Below are 15830 nucleotides of genomic sequence, written 5' to 3' on the forward strand. Positions count from 1 at the left end.
TTAAAAATAAAACGTGCAGCAACGCGTATTCTGGTGCTATTGTGAGCAAACACTGTTTAGTAAATTAAACAAACATTATGAATACAACTCCTGAATTATCCTGTGACGTGCTGATCATTGGCAGCGGAGCTGCCGGACTCTCGCTGGCGCTGCGGCTGGCTGAGAAACATCAGGTTATTGTACTGAGCAAAGGTCCTGTTAGCGAAGGCTCGACGTTTTATGCTCAGGGTGGTATTGCCGCGGTTTTCGATGAAACCGACAGTATCGACTCCCACGTTGAAGACACGCTGGTTGCCGGGGCCGGACTTTGCGATCGTCATGCGGTAGAGTTTGTCGCCAGCAATGCCCGCACCTGTGTGCAGTGGCTTATCGATCAGGGTGTGTTATTTGATACGCAGGTTCAGCCCAACGGTGAAGAGAGTTATCACCTGACCCGTGAAGGCGGTCATAGTCATCGACGCATCCTGCATGCTGCGGATGCTACCGGTAAAGAAGTCGAAACCACCCTTGTCAGCCAGGCGCAAAATCACCCTAACATACAGGTTCTGGAGCGCAGTAATGCCGTCGATCTGATTGTCTCTGATAAAATCGGCCTGCCGGGAACGCGTCGGGTTGTTGGGGCCTGGATCTGGAATCGTAATAAAGAAGCTGTCGAAACCTGCCATGCGAAGTCAGTGGTGTTAGCTACCGGCGGCGCGTCAAAAGTGTATCAGTACACTACCAATCCGGATATCTCCTCGGGGGACGGGATTGCGATGGCCTGGCGCGCGGGATGTCGTGTCGCCAATCTTGAATTTAACCAGTTTCATCCAACGGCGCTGTATCATCCGCAGGCGCGCAATTTCCTGTTGACCGAGGCGCTGCGTGGCGAAGGCGCGCACCTGAAGCGCCCGGACGGCTCGCGCTTTATGCCCGATTTTGACGAGCGTGGCGAACTGGCTCCCCGCGATATCGTCGCCCGTGCCATTGACCACGAGATGAAGCGTCTGGGCGCTGACTGCATGTTCCTCGACATCAGCCATAAACCGGAAGCATTTGTTCGTCAGCATTTCCCGATGATTTATGAAAAACTGCTGGGACTGGGCATCGATTTGACCAAAGAGCCGGTCCCTATCGTCCCTGCCGCGCACTATACCTGCGGCGGTGTGATGGTTGATGACTTTGGCCGCACGGATGTCGACGGCCTGTATGCCATCGGCGAAGTGAGCTATACCGGCCTGCATGGCGCCAACCGTATGGCGTCGAACTCATTGCTTGAGTGCCTGGTTTACGGCTGGTCAGCCGCTGAAGATATCGACAGGCGAATGCCTTACGCACGCGGTGTCAACACACTTCCCGCCTGGGATGAAAGTCGTGTGGAAAATCCGGATGAGTTGGTGGTGATTCAGCATAACTGGCATGAGCTGCGCTTATTTATGTGGGACTACGTCGGGATTGTGCGTACGACTAAGCGCCTGGAGCGCGCGCTGCGCCGTATCACCATGCTGCAACAGGAAATCGACGAGTATTACGCCCATTTCCGCGTGTCGAACAATTTGCTGGAACTGCGCAACCTGGTGCAGGTTGCCGAGCTGATCGTACGCTGCGCAATGATGCGCAAAGAGAGTCGGGGCCTGCACTACACGCTGGATTATCCTGAACAACTTCCCGAGTCAGGCCCGTCCATCCTCTCGCCGCTAAGTCATCACATAAACAGATAAAACGCCTGGGTCAGCGCCGTGTAACCTTCAGAGTAACGTTGGTCTGGCCCACGGATAAACAACCTGTCGCTAAAGCACTCCCCGGCCTGCGGGGAGAATGCCAACAATACACGATGTGGTAGCCGGGCCTCAGTTTCTGCCACATCCGTACGTAAACGCAAATGCCAGCCCATACTTAATGCCTGCTGGGTAAAGGCGTTACCAATTTGTTCCGGCAGCACGACACAAAAAAAACCATCTTCTGTAATACTCCCCGCCGCCAGCGCCAGCAATGCTTCATGATCGAGCGCAGTCGTGTAACGTGCCTGTTCGCGCTGCGGCGTGGCGCATTCCACTCCCTGTTCATAATAAGGTGGATTGCTGATAATCAAATCAAAACGCACGGTCTGGCGTGGTATCCATTGCTGCGCATCTGCTGTATGAACGCTGACGCGATGCATCCACGGAGATTGCGCGATGTTCTCCTGCGCCTGCTGCGCGGCGTCAACATCAAGCTCCACGGCGTCAATGATGACATTTTCATCAGTACGCTGGGCCAGCATCAGCGCCAACAGGCCGCTCCCGGTACCAATATCCAGGATCCGTTTTACGCCCGCAACGGGGGCCCAGGCCCCTAATAAAATACCGTCCGTTCCGACTTTCATCGCACAACGATCATGCGCCACAAAAAACTGCTTAAATGTAAATCCATTACGTCTAAGTACGGATGTAGACTGGGGCATGGAGAACAACCTTCCTGGGGAAAAAAGACGATCACATAGGATAAAAACAATACCTGAGAAGCTATATCCATACAAACAGATGAAGATTGCAGCCGTAACGTCTATAATCAGCGCCCCACACAGAGGTAGAACATGACTGTAACGACTTTTTCCGAACTTGAACTCGATGAAAGCCTTCTGGATGCCCTCCAGGAAAAAGGTTTCACTCGCCCGACCGCCATTCAGGCTGCCGCCATTCCGCCTGCGCTCGATGGCCGTGATGTACTCGGTTCTGCGCCGACAGGCACCGGTAAAACGGCGGCATATTTGCTGCCAGCGTTGCAGCACCTGCTCGACTTCCCGCGCAAAAAATCTGGCCCACCGCGCATTTTAATTCTGACGCCAACGCGCGAACTGGCGATGCAGGTTGCCGACCACGCCCGTGAACTGGCGAAGAATACGCATCTGGATATCGCCACAATTACCGGCGGCGTGGCTTACATGAACCATATGGAAGTCTTTAGCGAAAACCAGGATATCGTGGTCGCCACCACCGGTCGCCTGCTGCAATACATCAAAGAAGAGAATTTCGACTGCCACGCGGTTGAAACGCTGATCCTCGATGAGGCAGACCGTATGCTGGACATGGGCTTTGCCCAGGACATCGAACATATCGCCGGAGAAACCCGCTGGCGTAAGCAGACGATGTTATTCTCTGCCACGCTGGAAGGCGACGCGATTAAAGATTTTGCCGAGCGCCTGCTGGAAGATCCGGTTGAGGTTTCGGCGGATCCATCGACCCGCGAACGCAAGAAGATCCATCAATTTTACTACCGTGCCGATGACATCGAGCACAAAACGGCTCTGCTGATCCATCTGTTAAAACAGCCGGAAGCGACCCGTTCGATTGTTTTTGTACGTAAGCGTGAGCGTGTGCACGAGCTGGCAGGCTGGCTGCGCCAGGCTGGCATTAATAACTGCTATCTCGAAGGCGAGATGGTACAGATCAAGCGTAACGAAGCGATCAAACGCCTGACCGATGGTCGTGTGAACGTACTGGTTGCGACCGATGTTGCCGCTCGCGGGATCGACATTCCTGATGTTAGCCACGTGTTTAACTACGACATGCCGCGCAGTGGTGATGCCTATCTACACCGCATTGGCCGTACCGGCCGCGCTGGCCGTAAAGGTACCGCGATTTCTCTGGTTGAAGCGCACGACCACCTGCTGCTTGGCAAAGCGAGCCGCTATATCGACGAACCGCTGAAAGCGCGCGTTATTGACGAACTGCGTCCGACAACTCGCGCGCCAAGTGAGAAATCTAACGGCAAGCCGTCCAAGAAAGTGCTGGCGAAGCGCGCCGAGCAAAAAGCCAAAGAAAAAGAGAAACCGCGCGTGAAGAAACGTCACCGCGACGCCAAAAATATCGGCAAGCGTCGTAAGCCGAGCGGAACGGCTCCCCAGCAGTCCGACAAAGAGTAAAACCGTATGCCGGGCCGTTTAGCCCGGCATTTTTTCATGCGTCGCAAAGCTCTCTTCAATACACTCAATAAACACCCGCATCGCCGGGCTAACGACTTTTCCAGCATGATAACCGCACAATGCCGTAATTAACTCCGGCTGTTCGCTGAACGGTAACTCAACCAATTCCCCAGAACGTAGCTCCTTCTCAACGGCAAAACGCGGCAAAAAACTGACGCCAAGATTTGCCGATACGCAGTGCTTGATGCTCTCAATACTCCACAACTCAATCGTATTTTCCAGCGTAATATGACGCTTACGCAGTAGCCCTTCGAAGCGTTGTCTGAAAATACATTGCGGTTCATTAATGATAAAGCTGCAGGGAATGTGCTGGTGATGCCGGGTGAAATCAACGTGCTGCAGCAGAGGCGACGCAACCAGCGCCAGTGACTGATCGCCCAGCGGTATCATCTCAAGTGCATCATCATTACCAACACGATAAAACACGCCCAGATCAACCTCATCACCGAGCAACGCATCGCGAATGACATAGCAGTTGAGCGACTGTAAGGACAACCGCACATGAGGCGCGCGTTGTTTAAATCGCTGTAGAACCTGCGGCATTTTATACGCCAGCAGCGTTTCGCCGGTCGCAACGCGTAGATCGCCGCTCGGCTGCGCATCCTGCTGCGCTGACTGACGAATCGATGCCATCACGCGGGTCAGGTCGTGTATATGCGGCATCAACCGTTTGCCCTCACTGGTAAGACACATTCTGCGGCCAATTTTTTCGAACAGCTGCACCGAAAGCTCTTGCTCAAGCTGTTGAATATGAAACGTCACGGTCGATTGCGTACAACAAAGCTTTTGTGACGCCCGCAGGAACGACCCCTCTTCCACCACCGTTTTTAACGTAATAAACCGACGTAAATCCATCCGCACCAACCCATCGAAAATATCGAACTCAGAATGCAAAAACATTCATTTTTTTAAATGTTTTGACTCGGGTACTGTCTACCAAAACAGAGGAGATAACAAGTGACCCCCATACTTTTAAGCGCATTCTGGACCTATACATTGATTACCGCGCTAACCCCCGGCCCAAATAACATCCTTGCGCTCAGTGCTGCGACGTCACACGGTTTTCGCCAGAGCACGCGCGTGCTTGCCGGGATGAGTCTGGGCTTTTTAATCGTCATGCTGATATGCGCCGGGATTTCGTTTTCGCTTGCGGCGATGGATCCTGCCATCATCCACTGGCTCAGTTGGGCAGGTGCGGCATATATCTTGTGGCTGGCATTGAAAATCGCCACCAGCCCGGCGGCAAACGATAATTTGCAGTCCGAACCGATCGGCTTCTGGGCGAGTTTTGGCTTGCAGTTTGTTAACGTCAAAATCATTTTGTACGGCATTACCGCGTTATCCACGTTCGTACTGCCCTATACGCAGGATGCACACTGGCTGATTGGGGTGAGTATTCTGCTGGCGCTGATCGGCACCTTTGGTAATGCATGTTGGGCGCTGGCAGGCCATCTTTTTCAGCGCCTCTTTCGCCGTTACGGCCGACAGTTGAATATCATTCTGGCGCTGCTGTTAGTGTATTGCGCAGTACGAATTTTTTACTAACGGATATAAAAAAGCGGAAGACGCGCTGGCATCTTCCGCTTTTGATTCTCTGCTAAACGGGGTTATTCCCCGCGAGCCTTACAGGCTCTCAGTAAAGGTACGAGCAATAACGTCGCGCTGCTGTTCTGGGGTCAGAGAGTTGAAACGTACCGCATAACCAGAAACACGGATGGTCAGCTGCGGATATTTTTCCGGATGCTTAACCGCATCTTCCAGCGTTTCGCGACGCAGAACGTTCACGTTCAGGTGCTGACCACCTTCCACGCGAACTTCCGGCTGTACGTCTACCGGCACTTCACGGTATTCGATTTCACCCAGTTTGCTGACGGCAACGACGTCATCCGCATTGAAACCTGCTTTCGCAACGATGCAGCGTGCTTCGCCTTTTTCGCTGTCCAGCAGCCAGAAAGAGTTCAGCAGGTCGTCGTTTGCAGCTTTAGTAATCTGGATACCTGTAATCATTTGATGCCTCCCCGGCAAAATTATTTGATCTCGGTTGGCCGTCATCCGGCCAATTGGTAAAACCATTGTTGCTTGAGTGTATATATACCCCTCACACACCCTTGAATCTTTGATTTAAATCAACAAAAACCACACATGAAAAGTGGTGATAGGTGGATTTTATTGTTTTACATCAACTTACGCCACGTACACAGCTAAACTTTTTACATAAATTTTCAACTATCTTTAAGGCCCATGCCGTTGAGAAACGTACAGAATTTTGCGACGTGGTAAGAAGCAGTTAAGCTAGAGGGATTGAAAATTCGCAGGAGAGCGAGATGGCCACCGAATTAACCTGGCACGATGTGCTGGCAGATGAGAAACAGCAGCCTTATTTTGTTAACACGCTACATACTGTCGCTGGCGAGCGTCAGTCGGGTATGACAATTTACCCGCCGCAAAAAGATGTGTTTAACGCTTTTCGCTTTACCGAACTTGGCGACGTGAAAGTCGTCATCCTGGGGCAGGATCCTTACCACGGTCCAGGCCAGGCACACGGTCTCGCGTTCTCTGTTCGTCCGGGTATTGCCACTCCCCCCTCGCTGCTGAACATGTACAAAGAGCTGGAAGCGACGATTCCTGGCTTCACGCGCCCAACGCACGGTTATCTGGAAAGCTGGGCACGTCAGGGGGTATTGTTACTGAATACCGTACTCACCGTCCGCGCCGGTCAGGCACATTCGCACGCCAGCCTGGGCTGGGAAACCTTCACCGATAAAGTCATCAGCTTGATTAATCAGCATCGCGAAGGCGTCGTTTTCCTGCTCTGGGGTTCACATGCACAAAAGAAAGGCGCGATTATTGATACCCAACGTCACCATGTGTTGAAAGCGCCGCACCCGTCACCGCTCTCCGCGCATCGTGGTTTCTTTGGCTGCAATCACTTTGTACTGGCTAATGAATGGCTGGAACAACGAGGTGAAAAACCGATTGACTGGACGCCGGTGTTACCTGCAGAAAGTGAGTAAAAAAAATGCCAGCGATTCGCTGGCATTTTTATTATCAGGCTTTGTTCTGACGCCACCACTCCGCGAGCAGTACGCCGGTTGCCACAGATACGTTGAGCGTTTCAACGTTACCCGTACCGTCAATCGCCACGCACAGGTCGTCGGCTGAGCATGCCGCTTCCGGCAGCGCTTCACGCTCACGCCCTAATACCAGCACCATTTTTTCCGGCAGCGTGGTAGTAAACAACGGTTTGCCTTTCACGCTTGAGGTCATCACTACCGTGTAACCTGCCTTACGGAAGTCGTCCAGCACATCGACAATGCTGTCACCGGTGATCGGCTGAACATGCTCTGCGCCACCTTCAGCGGTACGGATTGCCGCACCTGATTCCAGCAGCGCCGCATCCTGTACCACCACGCCTTTCACACCAAAGTGGGCGCAGCTACGCATCATTCCGCCCAGGTTGTGCGGGTTAGCGATGTCTTCCAGAGCCAGTACGCAATCCTGCGCCCCAGCCTGACCCACCCACTGCTTAACGGTGGTACCGTTACGTTTTTTGATCAGGAAACAAACACCGCCATGGTGCTCAGTACCGGAGGCTTTCGCCAGCTCAGCTTCATCAACCACATGGTAGGCTTTACGGTTTGCCGCCATCCAGCGTAATGCTTCTTTAAAGCGCGGGGTGACGCTCTGCACGAACCAGGCGCGAACAATAGCGTCCGGACGACTCTGGAACAGAGCCTGACAGGCATTTTCACCGTAAACGCGGGTTTCTTCCGCGCGCTGACGACGTAAGACTTCAGGATCGATAAAACTCTTGCCGCTAATGCCACCATGATCGGCTTTATCCTCAGCATCATCATTCGGTGCGCGGGACACGGTACGCCATGGTGAATCTTCACGTCTGCGATCGCGTTCTGCATCGCGGTCACGACCACGTTCACGGCCGCGTTCGCTGTTCGGACCCTTTCTGTCATCACGGGCAGGGCGACGACCGCCTTCGGCTCGGGAAGTACCGGGGCGTCCGCCGCCTTTACCAGTACGTGGATTTTGGGTGCGTTTATCCGAGTCATCGTCACTGCGGACGTACATCACTTTGACCTTGCCGTTTTTGTTCTTCAGTTCGTCGCTCATGTTTTTCTCCACCTGCTCTGCGCGAAGCGCGCAGATTACCCGATGTGCACGTCGTTAGCCATTATTTCATTTAAAAGCTAAGGACTATTGTACTCATTGAATAAAACGCATTGTTGTTTAGAACAGACTCCCCGATAATATGTAACATAATAGAAACATACTGGCGTCACTGCCATGAAGTCCACACTACTCATCCAGAGGTTAGTTATGAATACCGTTTGTACCAGCTGCCAGGCTATCAACCGCATTCCCGACGATCGTGTCCAGGAAGCGGCTAAATGCGGACGCTGTGGTCACGACCTGTTCGATGGGGAGGTGATCAATGCGACCGGTGAAACACTGGATAAACTGTTAAAAGACGATCTCCCGGTGGTGGTTGATTTTTGGGCCCCCTGGTGCGGACCATGCCGTAACTTTGCCCCAATTTTTGAAGATGTCGCGGAAGAGCGTAGCGGTAAAGTACGTTTTGTTAAAGTGAATACAGAAGCCGAGCGTGAACTCAGCGCCCGCTTCGGCATCCGCAGTATTCCGACCATCATGATCTTCAGAAAAGGTGAAATCGTCGATATGCTTAATGGCGCCGTACCTAAGGCTCCGTTTGATAGCTGGCTTAACGAATCATTATAATCTCTGCGGGGCGCATCTTGTGCCCCGTTTTCACCTCTGCGACAATAGCGTTTTTCAACGTGTTCCCCCATGACCGATAACGCAGTTCTTCAGTTACGCGCTGAGCGCCTCGCGCGCGCCACGCGTCCTTTCCTCGCCCGAGGTAACCGTATTCGTCGCTGCCAGCGCTGCCTGCTGCCGCTAAAGCTCTGCTTATGCGCAACGTTAGTACCATCTGAGGCCAAAAGCCGTTTTTGTCTGGTCATGTTTGATACCGAGCCGATGAAGCCCAGTAACACGGGACGTTTAATCGCCGATATTTTGCCCGATACCGCGGCTTTTCAGTGGTCACGCACCGAACCGCCGCAGACGCTGCTTGAGCTGGTGAAAAATCCTGATTACCAGCCGATGGTGGTATTCCCGGCTTCCTATGCGGGCGAAGAGCGCGAAGTGATTTTCACGCCGCCGACCGGCAAACCGCCGTTGTTTATTATGCTCGATGGCACCTGGCCGGAAGCGCGTAAAATGTTCCGCAAAAGCCCGTACCTCGACAACCTGCCGGTGATCTCCGTTGATTTATCGCGCCTTTCTGCTTATCACCTGCGTGGTATTCACGCCGAAGGGCAATACTGTACTGCCGAAGTCGCCATCTCTTTGCTGGATCTGGCTGGCGATAGGCAAGCTGCGGAAGGGTTAAGCGATCACTTCACTCGCTTTAAAACCCGTTACCTGGCAGGAAAAACTCAACATCAGGGAAGCGTCACAGCAGACTCGACAGAAAGCGTTTAAAATCATTCGGTCACTGGTGTCATTAAGGAAGCCGATATGAGTCAACGTGGTCTGGAAGCACTACTGCGACCGAAATCCATTGCGGTGATTGGGGCGTCGATGAAGCCTAACCGCGCGGGTTACCTGATGATGCGTAATCTGCTTGCCGGCGGTTTCAATGGGCCAGTTCTACCGGTGACGCCCGCCTGGAAAGCGGTATTGGGCGTACTGGCCTGGCCCAATATCAGCAGCTTGCCTTTTAGCCCCGACCTCGCCGTGTTGTGCACCAATGCCAGCCGTAACCTGGCATTGCTCGAAGCGCTTGGCGAGAAAGGCTGTAAAACCTGCATTATTCTTTCGGCTCCCGCGGCCCAGCATGCAGAACTGCTGGCCTGCGCCTCACGCTATAAAATACGCCTGCTGGGTCCCAACAGTCTGGGACTTCTCGCCCCCTGGCAGGGACTTAACGCCAGCTTTTCCCCCGTCCCGATTAAGCGCGGCAAGCTGGCTTTTATCTCTCAATCCGCCGCCGTATCCAATACCATACTCGACTGGGCGCAGCAGAGAGAAATGGGCTTTTCTTACTTTATCGCGTTGGGTGACAGCCTGGATATCGACGTTGATGAGCTGCTGGATTACCTGGCGCGCGACAGTAAAACCAGCGCAATATTGCTCTATCTCGAACATTTGAGCGATGCCCGGCGCTTTGTCTCTGCCGCCCGTAGCGCCGCGCGCAACAAACCCATTCTGGTGATTAAGAGTGGCCGCAGCCCGGCAGCGCAGCGTTTACTGCACACCAGTGCAGGGATGGACCCAGCCTGGGATGCGGCTATTCAGCGCGCCGGTTTATTACGCGTGCAAGATACTCACGAGCTGTTCTCGGCGGTCGAAACCCTGAGTCACATGCGCCCGCTGCGTGGTGACAGACTAATGATCATCAGTAACGGCGCCGCGCCTGCCGCACTGGCATTGGATGAGCTATGGTCGAAGAATGGCAAACTCGCCACGCTGAGTGAAGATACCTGCCAGAAATTACGCGATGCGCTACCAGCCCATGTTGATATCGGCAACCCGCTGGATCTTCGTGACGACGCCAGTAGCGAACACTATGTAAAAACGCTGGATATTTTGCTCGCCAGCCAGGACTTCGACGCGCTGATGGTGATTCATTCGCCCAGCGCCGCTGCCCCCGGGACCGAAAGCGCGCAAGCGTTGATCGAAGCAGTAAAGCAGCATCCTCGAGGGAAATTTATTTCCTTACTGACCAACTGGTGTGGGGAGTTTTCTTCCCAGGAAGCCCGTAGGCTATTTAGCGAAGCAGGGGTGCCCACCTACCGTACACCGGAAGGAACCATCACCGCATTTATGCATATGGTTGAGTATCGGCGTAACCAGAAGCAACTGCGAGAAACGCCTGCGCTACCGGACTACCTGACCACGAACACCGCCGAGGCGCATAATCTGTTACAGCAGGCGATTGCCGAAGGGGCCACATCGCTGGATACCCATGAAGTGCAGCCGATTTTACAAGCTTATGGCTTACACACGCTCCCGACCTGGATCGCCAGCGACAGCGCGGAAGCTGTGCATATCGCAGAGCAGATCGGCTATCCGGTGGCGCTCAAGCTGCGTTCCCCTGATATCCCGCATAAATCGGAAGTTCAGGGGGTAATGCTCTACCTGCGTACGGCAACAGAGGTACAGCAGGCCGCGAATGCGATTTTTGATCGGGTGAAAATGGCCTGGCCGCAGGCGCGCATCCACGGTTTATTAGTGCAAAGCATGGCGAATCGCGCTGGCGCTCAGGAGCTTCGCGTCGTCGTTGAACACGATCCGGTATTTGGCCCGCTGATTATGCTGGGTGAAGGTGGGGTTGAGTGGCGACCAGAAGAGCAAGCCGTGGTGGCATTGCCGCCATTGAACATGAATCTGGCGCGTTATCTGGTTATCCAGGGGATCAAAAATAAGAAGATCCGCGCTCGTAGCGCACTACGCCCACTGGATATCGCCGGACTAAGCCAGCTTCTGGTGCAGGTATCCAACCTGATCGTCGATTGTCCGGAAATTCAGCGTCTGGATATCCATCCGCTGCTGGCCTCCGCCGGTGAATTTACCGCGCTGGACGTCACGCTGGACATTGCCCCTTTCACGGGCGATAACGAAAGCAGATTGGCTGTACGCCCCTACCCTCATCAGCTTGAAGAGTGGGTTGAGTTGAAGAACGGCGAGCGCTGCCTGTTCCGCCCCATTTTGCCAGAGGATGAACCTCATCTGCAGCAGTTCATTTCTCAGGTAACCAAAGAAGATCTTTATTATCGCTATTTTAGTGAGATCAACGAATTTACCCATGAAGATTTAGCCAATATGACACAGATCGACTACGATCGTGAAATGGCCTTTGTCGCTGTGCGTTGTAGAGATAATCATGAAGAGATCCTCGGCGTGACGCGAGCTATCTCGGATCCTGATAACGTAGATGCCGAGTTTGCCGTCCTGGTGCGTTCTGATCTCAAAGGACTTGGACTGGGTCGCCGATTGATGGAAAAATTAATTGCCTATACCCGAGATCACGGACTTAGACGTTTGAATGGTATTACGATGCCAAACAATCGCGGTATGGTCGCCCTGGCCCGGAAACTCGGGTTCGTTGTTGACGTCCAACTCGAAGAGGGGATTGTTGGGCTAACGCTTAATCTGGCCCAATTTGAGGAATCGTGAGTAAGGTACTGGAAATGTTGACCACATTAATGGGTACTGGTGGTATCATTGCCCGCTTATGTCGTCTGCATAGCACAGAGGACCCTTCAATGAACAGAGAAGAAATGCACTGTGATGTTGTCAAAATTTAAGCGTAATAAACATCAACAACACCTTGCCCAACTACCCAAGATTTCTCAGTCAGTTGATGATGTAGATTTCTTTTATGCTCCCGCTAATTTCAGGGAGACTCTGCTGGAAAAAATCGCCAGCGCGACGCGACGGATCTGCATTATTGCGCTGTACCTGGAACAGGATGACGGTGGCAAAGGCATACTCGACGCGCTCTATGCGGCAAAACGGCAGCGTCCTGAACTGGATGTCCGGGTGCTTGTCGACTGGCACCGAGCCCAGCGCGGGCGCATTGGTGCTGCGGCATCTAATACCAATGCTGACTGGTATTGCCGCATGGCGCAAGAAAACCCCGGTATCGATATTCCTGTCTATGGTGTGCCGATTAACACGCGCGAAGCCCTTGGCGTTCTACATTTCAAAGGCTTTATCATCGATGACAGCGTCCTGTATAGCGGCGCCAGCCTGAACGATGTTTATCTGCATCAGCATGATAAATATCGCTACGACCGTTATCAGTTGATTCGCAACCCGCAAATGGCCGATATCATGTTCAATTGGGTGGCGCAAAACCTGATGAATGGTCGCGGCGTTAATCGTCTTGATGATATCAATCGCCCTAAAAGCCCGGAAATTAAAAACGATATCCGCTTGTACCGTCAGGAACTGCGCGATGCGTCATTCCATTTTCAGGGAGATGCGGATAATGAACAGCTTTCTGTTACGCCTCTGGTTGGACTCGGAAAATCCAGTCTGTTAAATAAGACTATTTTCCACCTCATGCCCTGCGCAGAGCACAAACTCACAATTTGTACCCCTTATTTCAATCTGCCCGCCATACTGGTGCGCAATATCATTCAGCTGCTGCGTGAAGGGAAAAAGGTCGAAATCATTGTCGGTGATAAAACCGCCAACGACTTTTACATCCCGGAAGATGAGCCTTTTAAAATCATCGGCGCGCTGCCCTATCTGTATGAAATTAACCTGCGCCGTTTCCTGAGCAGACTGCAATATTATGTGAATACCGACCAGTTAGTCGTGCGCTTATGGAAAGATGATGACAACACTTATCATCTGAAAGGTATGTGGGTTGATGATAAATGGATGCTGCTCACCGGCAACAACCTTAATCCTCGAGCCTGGCGTCTGGATCTGGAAAATGCCATCCTTATCCACGATCCTAAGCAAGAGCTGGCGCCCCAGCGCGATAAAGAGCTGGAGCTTATCCGCACGCATACCACCGTGGTTAAGCACTACCGCGACCTGCAAAGCATTGCTGACTATCCAGTCAAAGTGCGTAAGCTGATCCGTCGACTACGCCGTATTCGTATCGACAGATTAATTAGCCGTATTCTGTAACCAAAACCCCGTCACTGACGGGGTTTTTCATATGGAGGCAACGGTGCGCCTGTTTATTCTTACCAGTATCCTGGCTATTTCTGGCTGCAGCCACATGGCAAACGACCGCTGGAGCGGACAAGACAAAGCTCAACATTTTATTGCCTCCGCCATGCTTGCCGCAGCCGGTAACGAATATGCCCAGCATCAGGGTAACAACCGAGATCGCAGTGCGGCTATTGGTTTGATGTTCTCAATCAGCCTGGGCGCATCGAAAGAGCTGTGGGACAGCCGCCCCGCTGGGAGCGGCTGGAGCTGGAAGGACTTTGCCTGGGATGTTGCGGGTGCCTCAACCGGCTATGCAGTCTGGCAACTGGCGCATCATTAGAGGCGCAGCCCTTTCCCCTTCCCATGCAGCATCAGCGATACTAAAAATGCGACGACTGCCAGCGCGGTAACGTACCAGAAGAATGTGGTTTCCATACCGATGGATTTCAGGGATAAGGCAACATATTCGGCTGAACCACCAAACAGAGCATTCGCCACCGCATAAGATAACCCAACCCCCAGGGCGCGTACCTGCGCCGGAAACATCTCAGCTTTCAGAATGCCGCTGATGGACGTATAGAAACTCACGATCAACAAGGCGCACATTACCAGAGCAAACGCTATATACGGAGACGTCACGTTTTGCAATGCAGTCAAAATGGGAACGGTGAAAATCGCAGCTAATGCGCCAAAGCATAGCATGGAAGTACGTCGGCCAATTTTATCTGACAAAGCGCCAAACAATGGTTGCACCAGCATGAACACACACAGTGCCGCCGTCATAATCCCGCTGGCTACGTTGGCATGCATACCTGCGGTATTAACCAGGTACTTCTGCATATAGGTTGTGAAGGTGTAAAAACACAGCGAGCCAGCAGCAGTAAAGCCAAGCACCATGATGAAGGCTTTGCGATTACGCCACAGACCTTTCAGAGAGCCCGCTTCTTTCAGCGCGCGAACGTCCTGTTTCGAGGTTTCATCCAACTGGCGACGCAGCCATAGCGCGACAATAGCTAACACGGCTCCCAGCGCAAATGGAATACGCCACCCCCACTCTCTGAGCGCTGAATCTTCTAAGGTTTGCTGTAAAATGACCACAACCAGTAATGCCAATAGCTGCCCGCCAATTAACGTTACGTACTGGAATGAAGCATAAAAACCTTTCTTACCTTCAATGGCCACTTCACTCATGTAGGTAGCGCTGGTCCCGTATTCGCCCCCGACAGACAGTCCCTGAAATAGTCTGGCCAGTAGCAATAGCGCAGGAGCCCAGGTACCGATGGTTTCATACCCCGGAAGACAAGCGATCACCAGCGATCCCATACACATCATACAAACTGACAGCAGCATGGATTTTTTGCGCCCGTGCTTATCAGCGATGCGACCAAACAACCAGCCGCCAATTGGTCGCATCAGAAAGCCTGCGGCAAAAACGCCGGCAGTCTGTAAGAGTTGCGTAGTGGTGTTTCCTGATGGAAAAAAGATATGAGCAAAATAGAGAGAGCAGAAAGAATAGATATAGAAATCAAACCATTCGACCAGATTCCCTGATGATGCTCCGACAATCGCCCAAATACGACGGCGGGTATCGCCGTCTGTCAGCGTCCCGTTCTCAGTTACACTGCTATCAGCCATTAGAATTATACCCCTGCCAAGGATCGCGTGAATTTATCAATGCTAGTTGTGTCTTTTTTGGTAAACCAAATGTTATATAATTGTTATAATTAATTATGCGATATAAGTCACGGTTTTAATTAGCACAGAAAGGATTCAGATATGTTCGAGGGGATAGAGTTGGAGGTCGCATAAGGCGACAGGTTTCATTTCGTACAGACGCAAAAAAGCCCATCCGGCAGGACGGGCTTCTTCACTTTATTTGATGCCTGGCAGTTTATGGCGGGCGTCCTGCCCGCCACCCTCCGGGCCGTTGCTGCGCAACGTTCAAATCCGCTCCCGGCGGATTTGTCCTCCTCAGGAGAGCACTCACCGACAGACAACAGATAAAACAAAAGGCCCGGTCTTTCGACCGGGCCTTCCGCTTTTATTTGATGCCTGGCAGTTCCCTACTCTCGCATGGGGAGACCCCACACTACCATCGGCGCTACGGCGTTTCACTTCTGAGTTCGGCATGGGGTCAGGTGGGACCACCGCGCTACAGCCGCCAGGCAAA

Annotated in this window: 14 protein-coding genes and 1 rRNA gene; 9 read left to right on the forward strand and 6 right to left on the reverse strand. The window is 52.7% G+C overall.

The genetic code is table 11. The features are described 5' to 3' along the window. Positions 1–77 precede the first annotated feature (77 nt). Positions 78–1700: an L-aspartate oxidase gene (gene nadB / locus OOJ59_RS15840; protein ID WP_038642714.1), complete on the forward strand. Its 1623-nt coding sequence runs from the start codon at positions 78–80 to the stop codon at positions 1698–1700. Here the strand turns inward: nadB and trmN are convergent. After that, positions 1685–2422, reverse strand: coding sequence for a tRNA(1)(Val) (adenine(37)-N(6))-methyltransferase TrmN (gene trmN, locus OOJ59_RS15845; RefSeq protein ID WP_061382218.1), 738 nt, complete (start codon positions 2420–2422; stop codon positions 1685–1687). The genes nadB and trmN overlap by 16 nt on opposite strands. A 132-nt stretch (positions 2423–2554) precedes the next feature. Here trmN and srmB point away from each other — a divergent pair, with 132 nt between their 5' ends. Next, on the forward strand, positions 2555–3883 hold the full coding sequence (gene srmB / locus OOJ59_RS15850) for an ATP-dependent RNA helicase SrmB (protein WP_038642718.1): 1329 nt from the start codon (positions 2555–2557) through the stop codon (positions 3881–3883). Positions 3884–3901: 18 nt separating this feature from the next. Here the strand turns inward: srmB and OOJ59_RS15855 are convergent, their stop codons facing one another. Beyond that, complete coding sequence (locus OOJ59_RS15855; RefSeq protein WP_137347034.1) at positions 3902–4798, reverse strand: LysR family transcriptional regulator; 897 nt, start codon at positions 4796–4798, stop codon at positions 3902–3904. Positions 4799–4900: 102 nt separating this feature from the next. On the opposite strand from OOJ59_RS15855, the gene eamB reads away from it, so the two are divergent. Continuing rightward, a complete protein-coding gene (gene eamB / locus OOJ59_RS15860; protein WP_038642722.1) occupies positions 4901–5488 on the forward strand; it encodes a cysteine/O-acetylserine transporter in 588 nt (195 codons plus the stop codon). A 78-nt stretch (positions 5489–5566) separates the two neighbouring features. On the opposite strand, the gene grcA is transcribed toward eamB, so the two are convergent. Beyond that, on the reverse strand, positions 5567–5950 hold the full coding sequence (gene grcA / locus OOJ59_RS15865; RefSeq protein WP_005121223.1) for an autonomous glycyl radical cofactor GrcA: 384 nt from the start codon (positions 5948–5950) through the stop codon (positions 5567–5569). A 317-nt stretch (positions 5951–6267) separates the two neighbouring features. Between grcA and ung the strand changes: the two genes are divergently transcribed. Further along, complete coding sequence (ung, locus tag OOJ59_RS15870; protein WP_042306632.1) at positions 6268–6957, forward strand: uracil-DNA glycosylase; 690 nt, start codon at positions 6268–6270, stop codon at positions 6955–6957. 34 nt (positions 6958–6991) lie between these two features. Here the strand turns inward: ung and OOJ59_RS15875 are convergent, their stop codons facing one another. Then, a complete protein-coding gene (locus OOJ59_RS15875; RefSeq protein WP_038642726.1) occupies positions 6992–8071 on the reverse strand; it encodes a tRNA/rRNA methyltransferase in 1080 nt (359 codons plus the stop codon). 207 nt (positions 8072–8278) lie between these two features. Here OOJ59_RS15875 and trxC point away from each other — a divergent pair, with 207 nt between their 5' ends. The 5 genes from trxC to OOJ59_RS15905 all read left to right on the forward strand — a co-directional run bounded on the left by trxC (position 8279) and on the right by OOJ59_RS15905 (position 14000). Further along, positions 8279–8698, forward strand: coding sequence for a thioredoxin TrxC (gene trxC, locus OOJ59_RS15880; RefSeq protein WP_003037559.1), 420 nt, complete (start codon positions 8279–8281; stop codon positions 8696–8698). A gap of 69 nt (positions 8699–8767) precedes the next feature. After that, complete coding sequence (gene tapT, locus OOJ59_RS15885) at positions 8768–9466, forward strand: tRNA-uridine aminocarboxypropyltransferase (protein ID WP_160956121.1); 699 nt, start codon at positions 8768–8770, stop codon at positions 9464–9466. A gap of 36 nt (positions 9467–9502) precedes the next feature. Then, entirely contained in the window at positions 9503–12163 is a 2661-nt protein-coding gene (locus OOJ59_RS15890) for a bifunctional acetate--CoA ligase family protein/GNAT family N-acetyltransferase (protein ID WP_038642730.1), read from the forward strand. Positions 12164–12277: 114 nt separating this feature from the next. Next, positions 12278–13633 (forward strand): CDP-diacylglycerol--serine O-phosphatidyltransferase, encoded by a 1356-nt coding sequence (gene pssA, locus OOJ59_RS15900; RefSeq protein ID WP_061382223.1) that lies wholly within the window; start codon positions 12278–12280, stop codon positions 13631–13633. 31 nt (positions 13634–13664) lie between these two features. Then, a complete protein-coding gene (locus OOJ59_RS15905) occupies positions 13665–14000 on the forward strand; it encodes a YfiM family lipoprotein (RefSeq protein ID WP_202416123.1) in 336 nt (111 codons plus the stop codon). Here the strand turns inward: OOJ59_RS15905 and OOJ59_RS15910 are convergent. Continuing rightward, positions 13997–15295, reverse strand: coding sequence for an MFS transporter (locus OOJ59_RS15910; protein ID WP_121529414.1), 1299 nt, complete (start codon positions 15293–15295; stop codon positions 13997–13999). The genes OOJ59_RS15905 and OOJ59_RS15910 overlap by 4 nt on opposite strands. A 415-nt stretch (positions 15296–15710) precedes the next feature. Beyond that, positions 15711–15826, reverse strand: a 5S ribosomal RNA gene (gene rrf, locus OOJ59_RS15915). Positions 15827–15830 lie beyond the last annotated feature (4 nt).

It is taken from the genome of Citrobacter sp. W9, from assembly GCF_026719375.1.
Lineage (GTDB): Bacteria > Pseudomonadota > Gammaproteobacteria > Enterobacterales > Enterobacteriaceae > Citrobacter > Citrobacter werkmanii.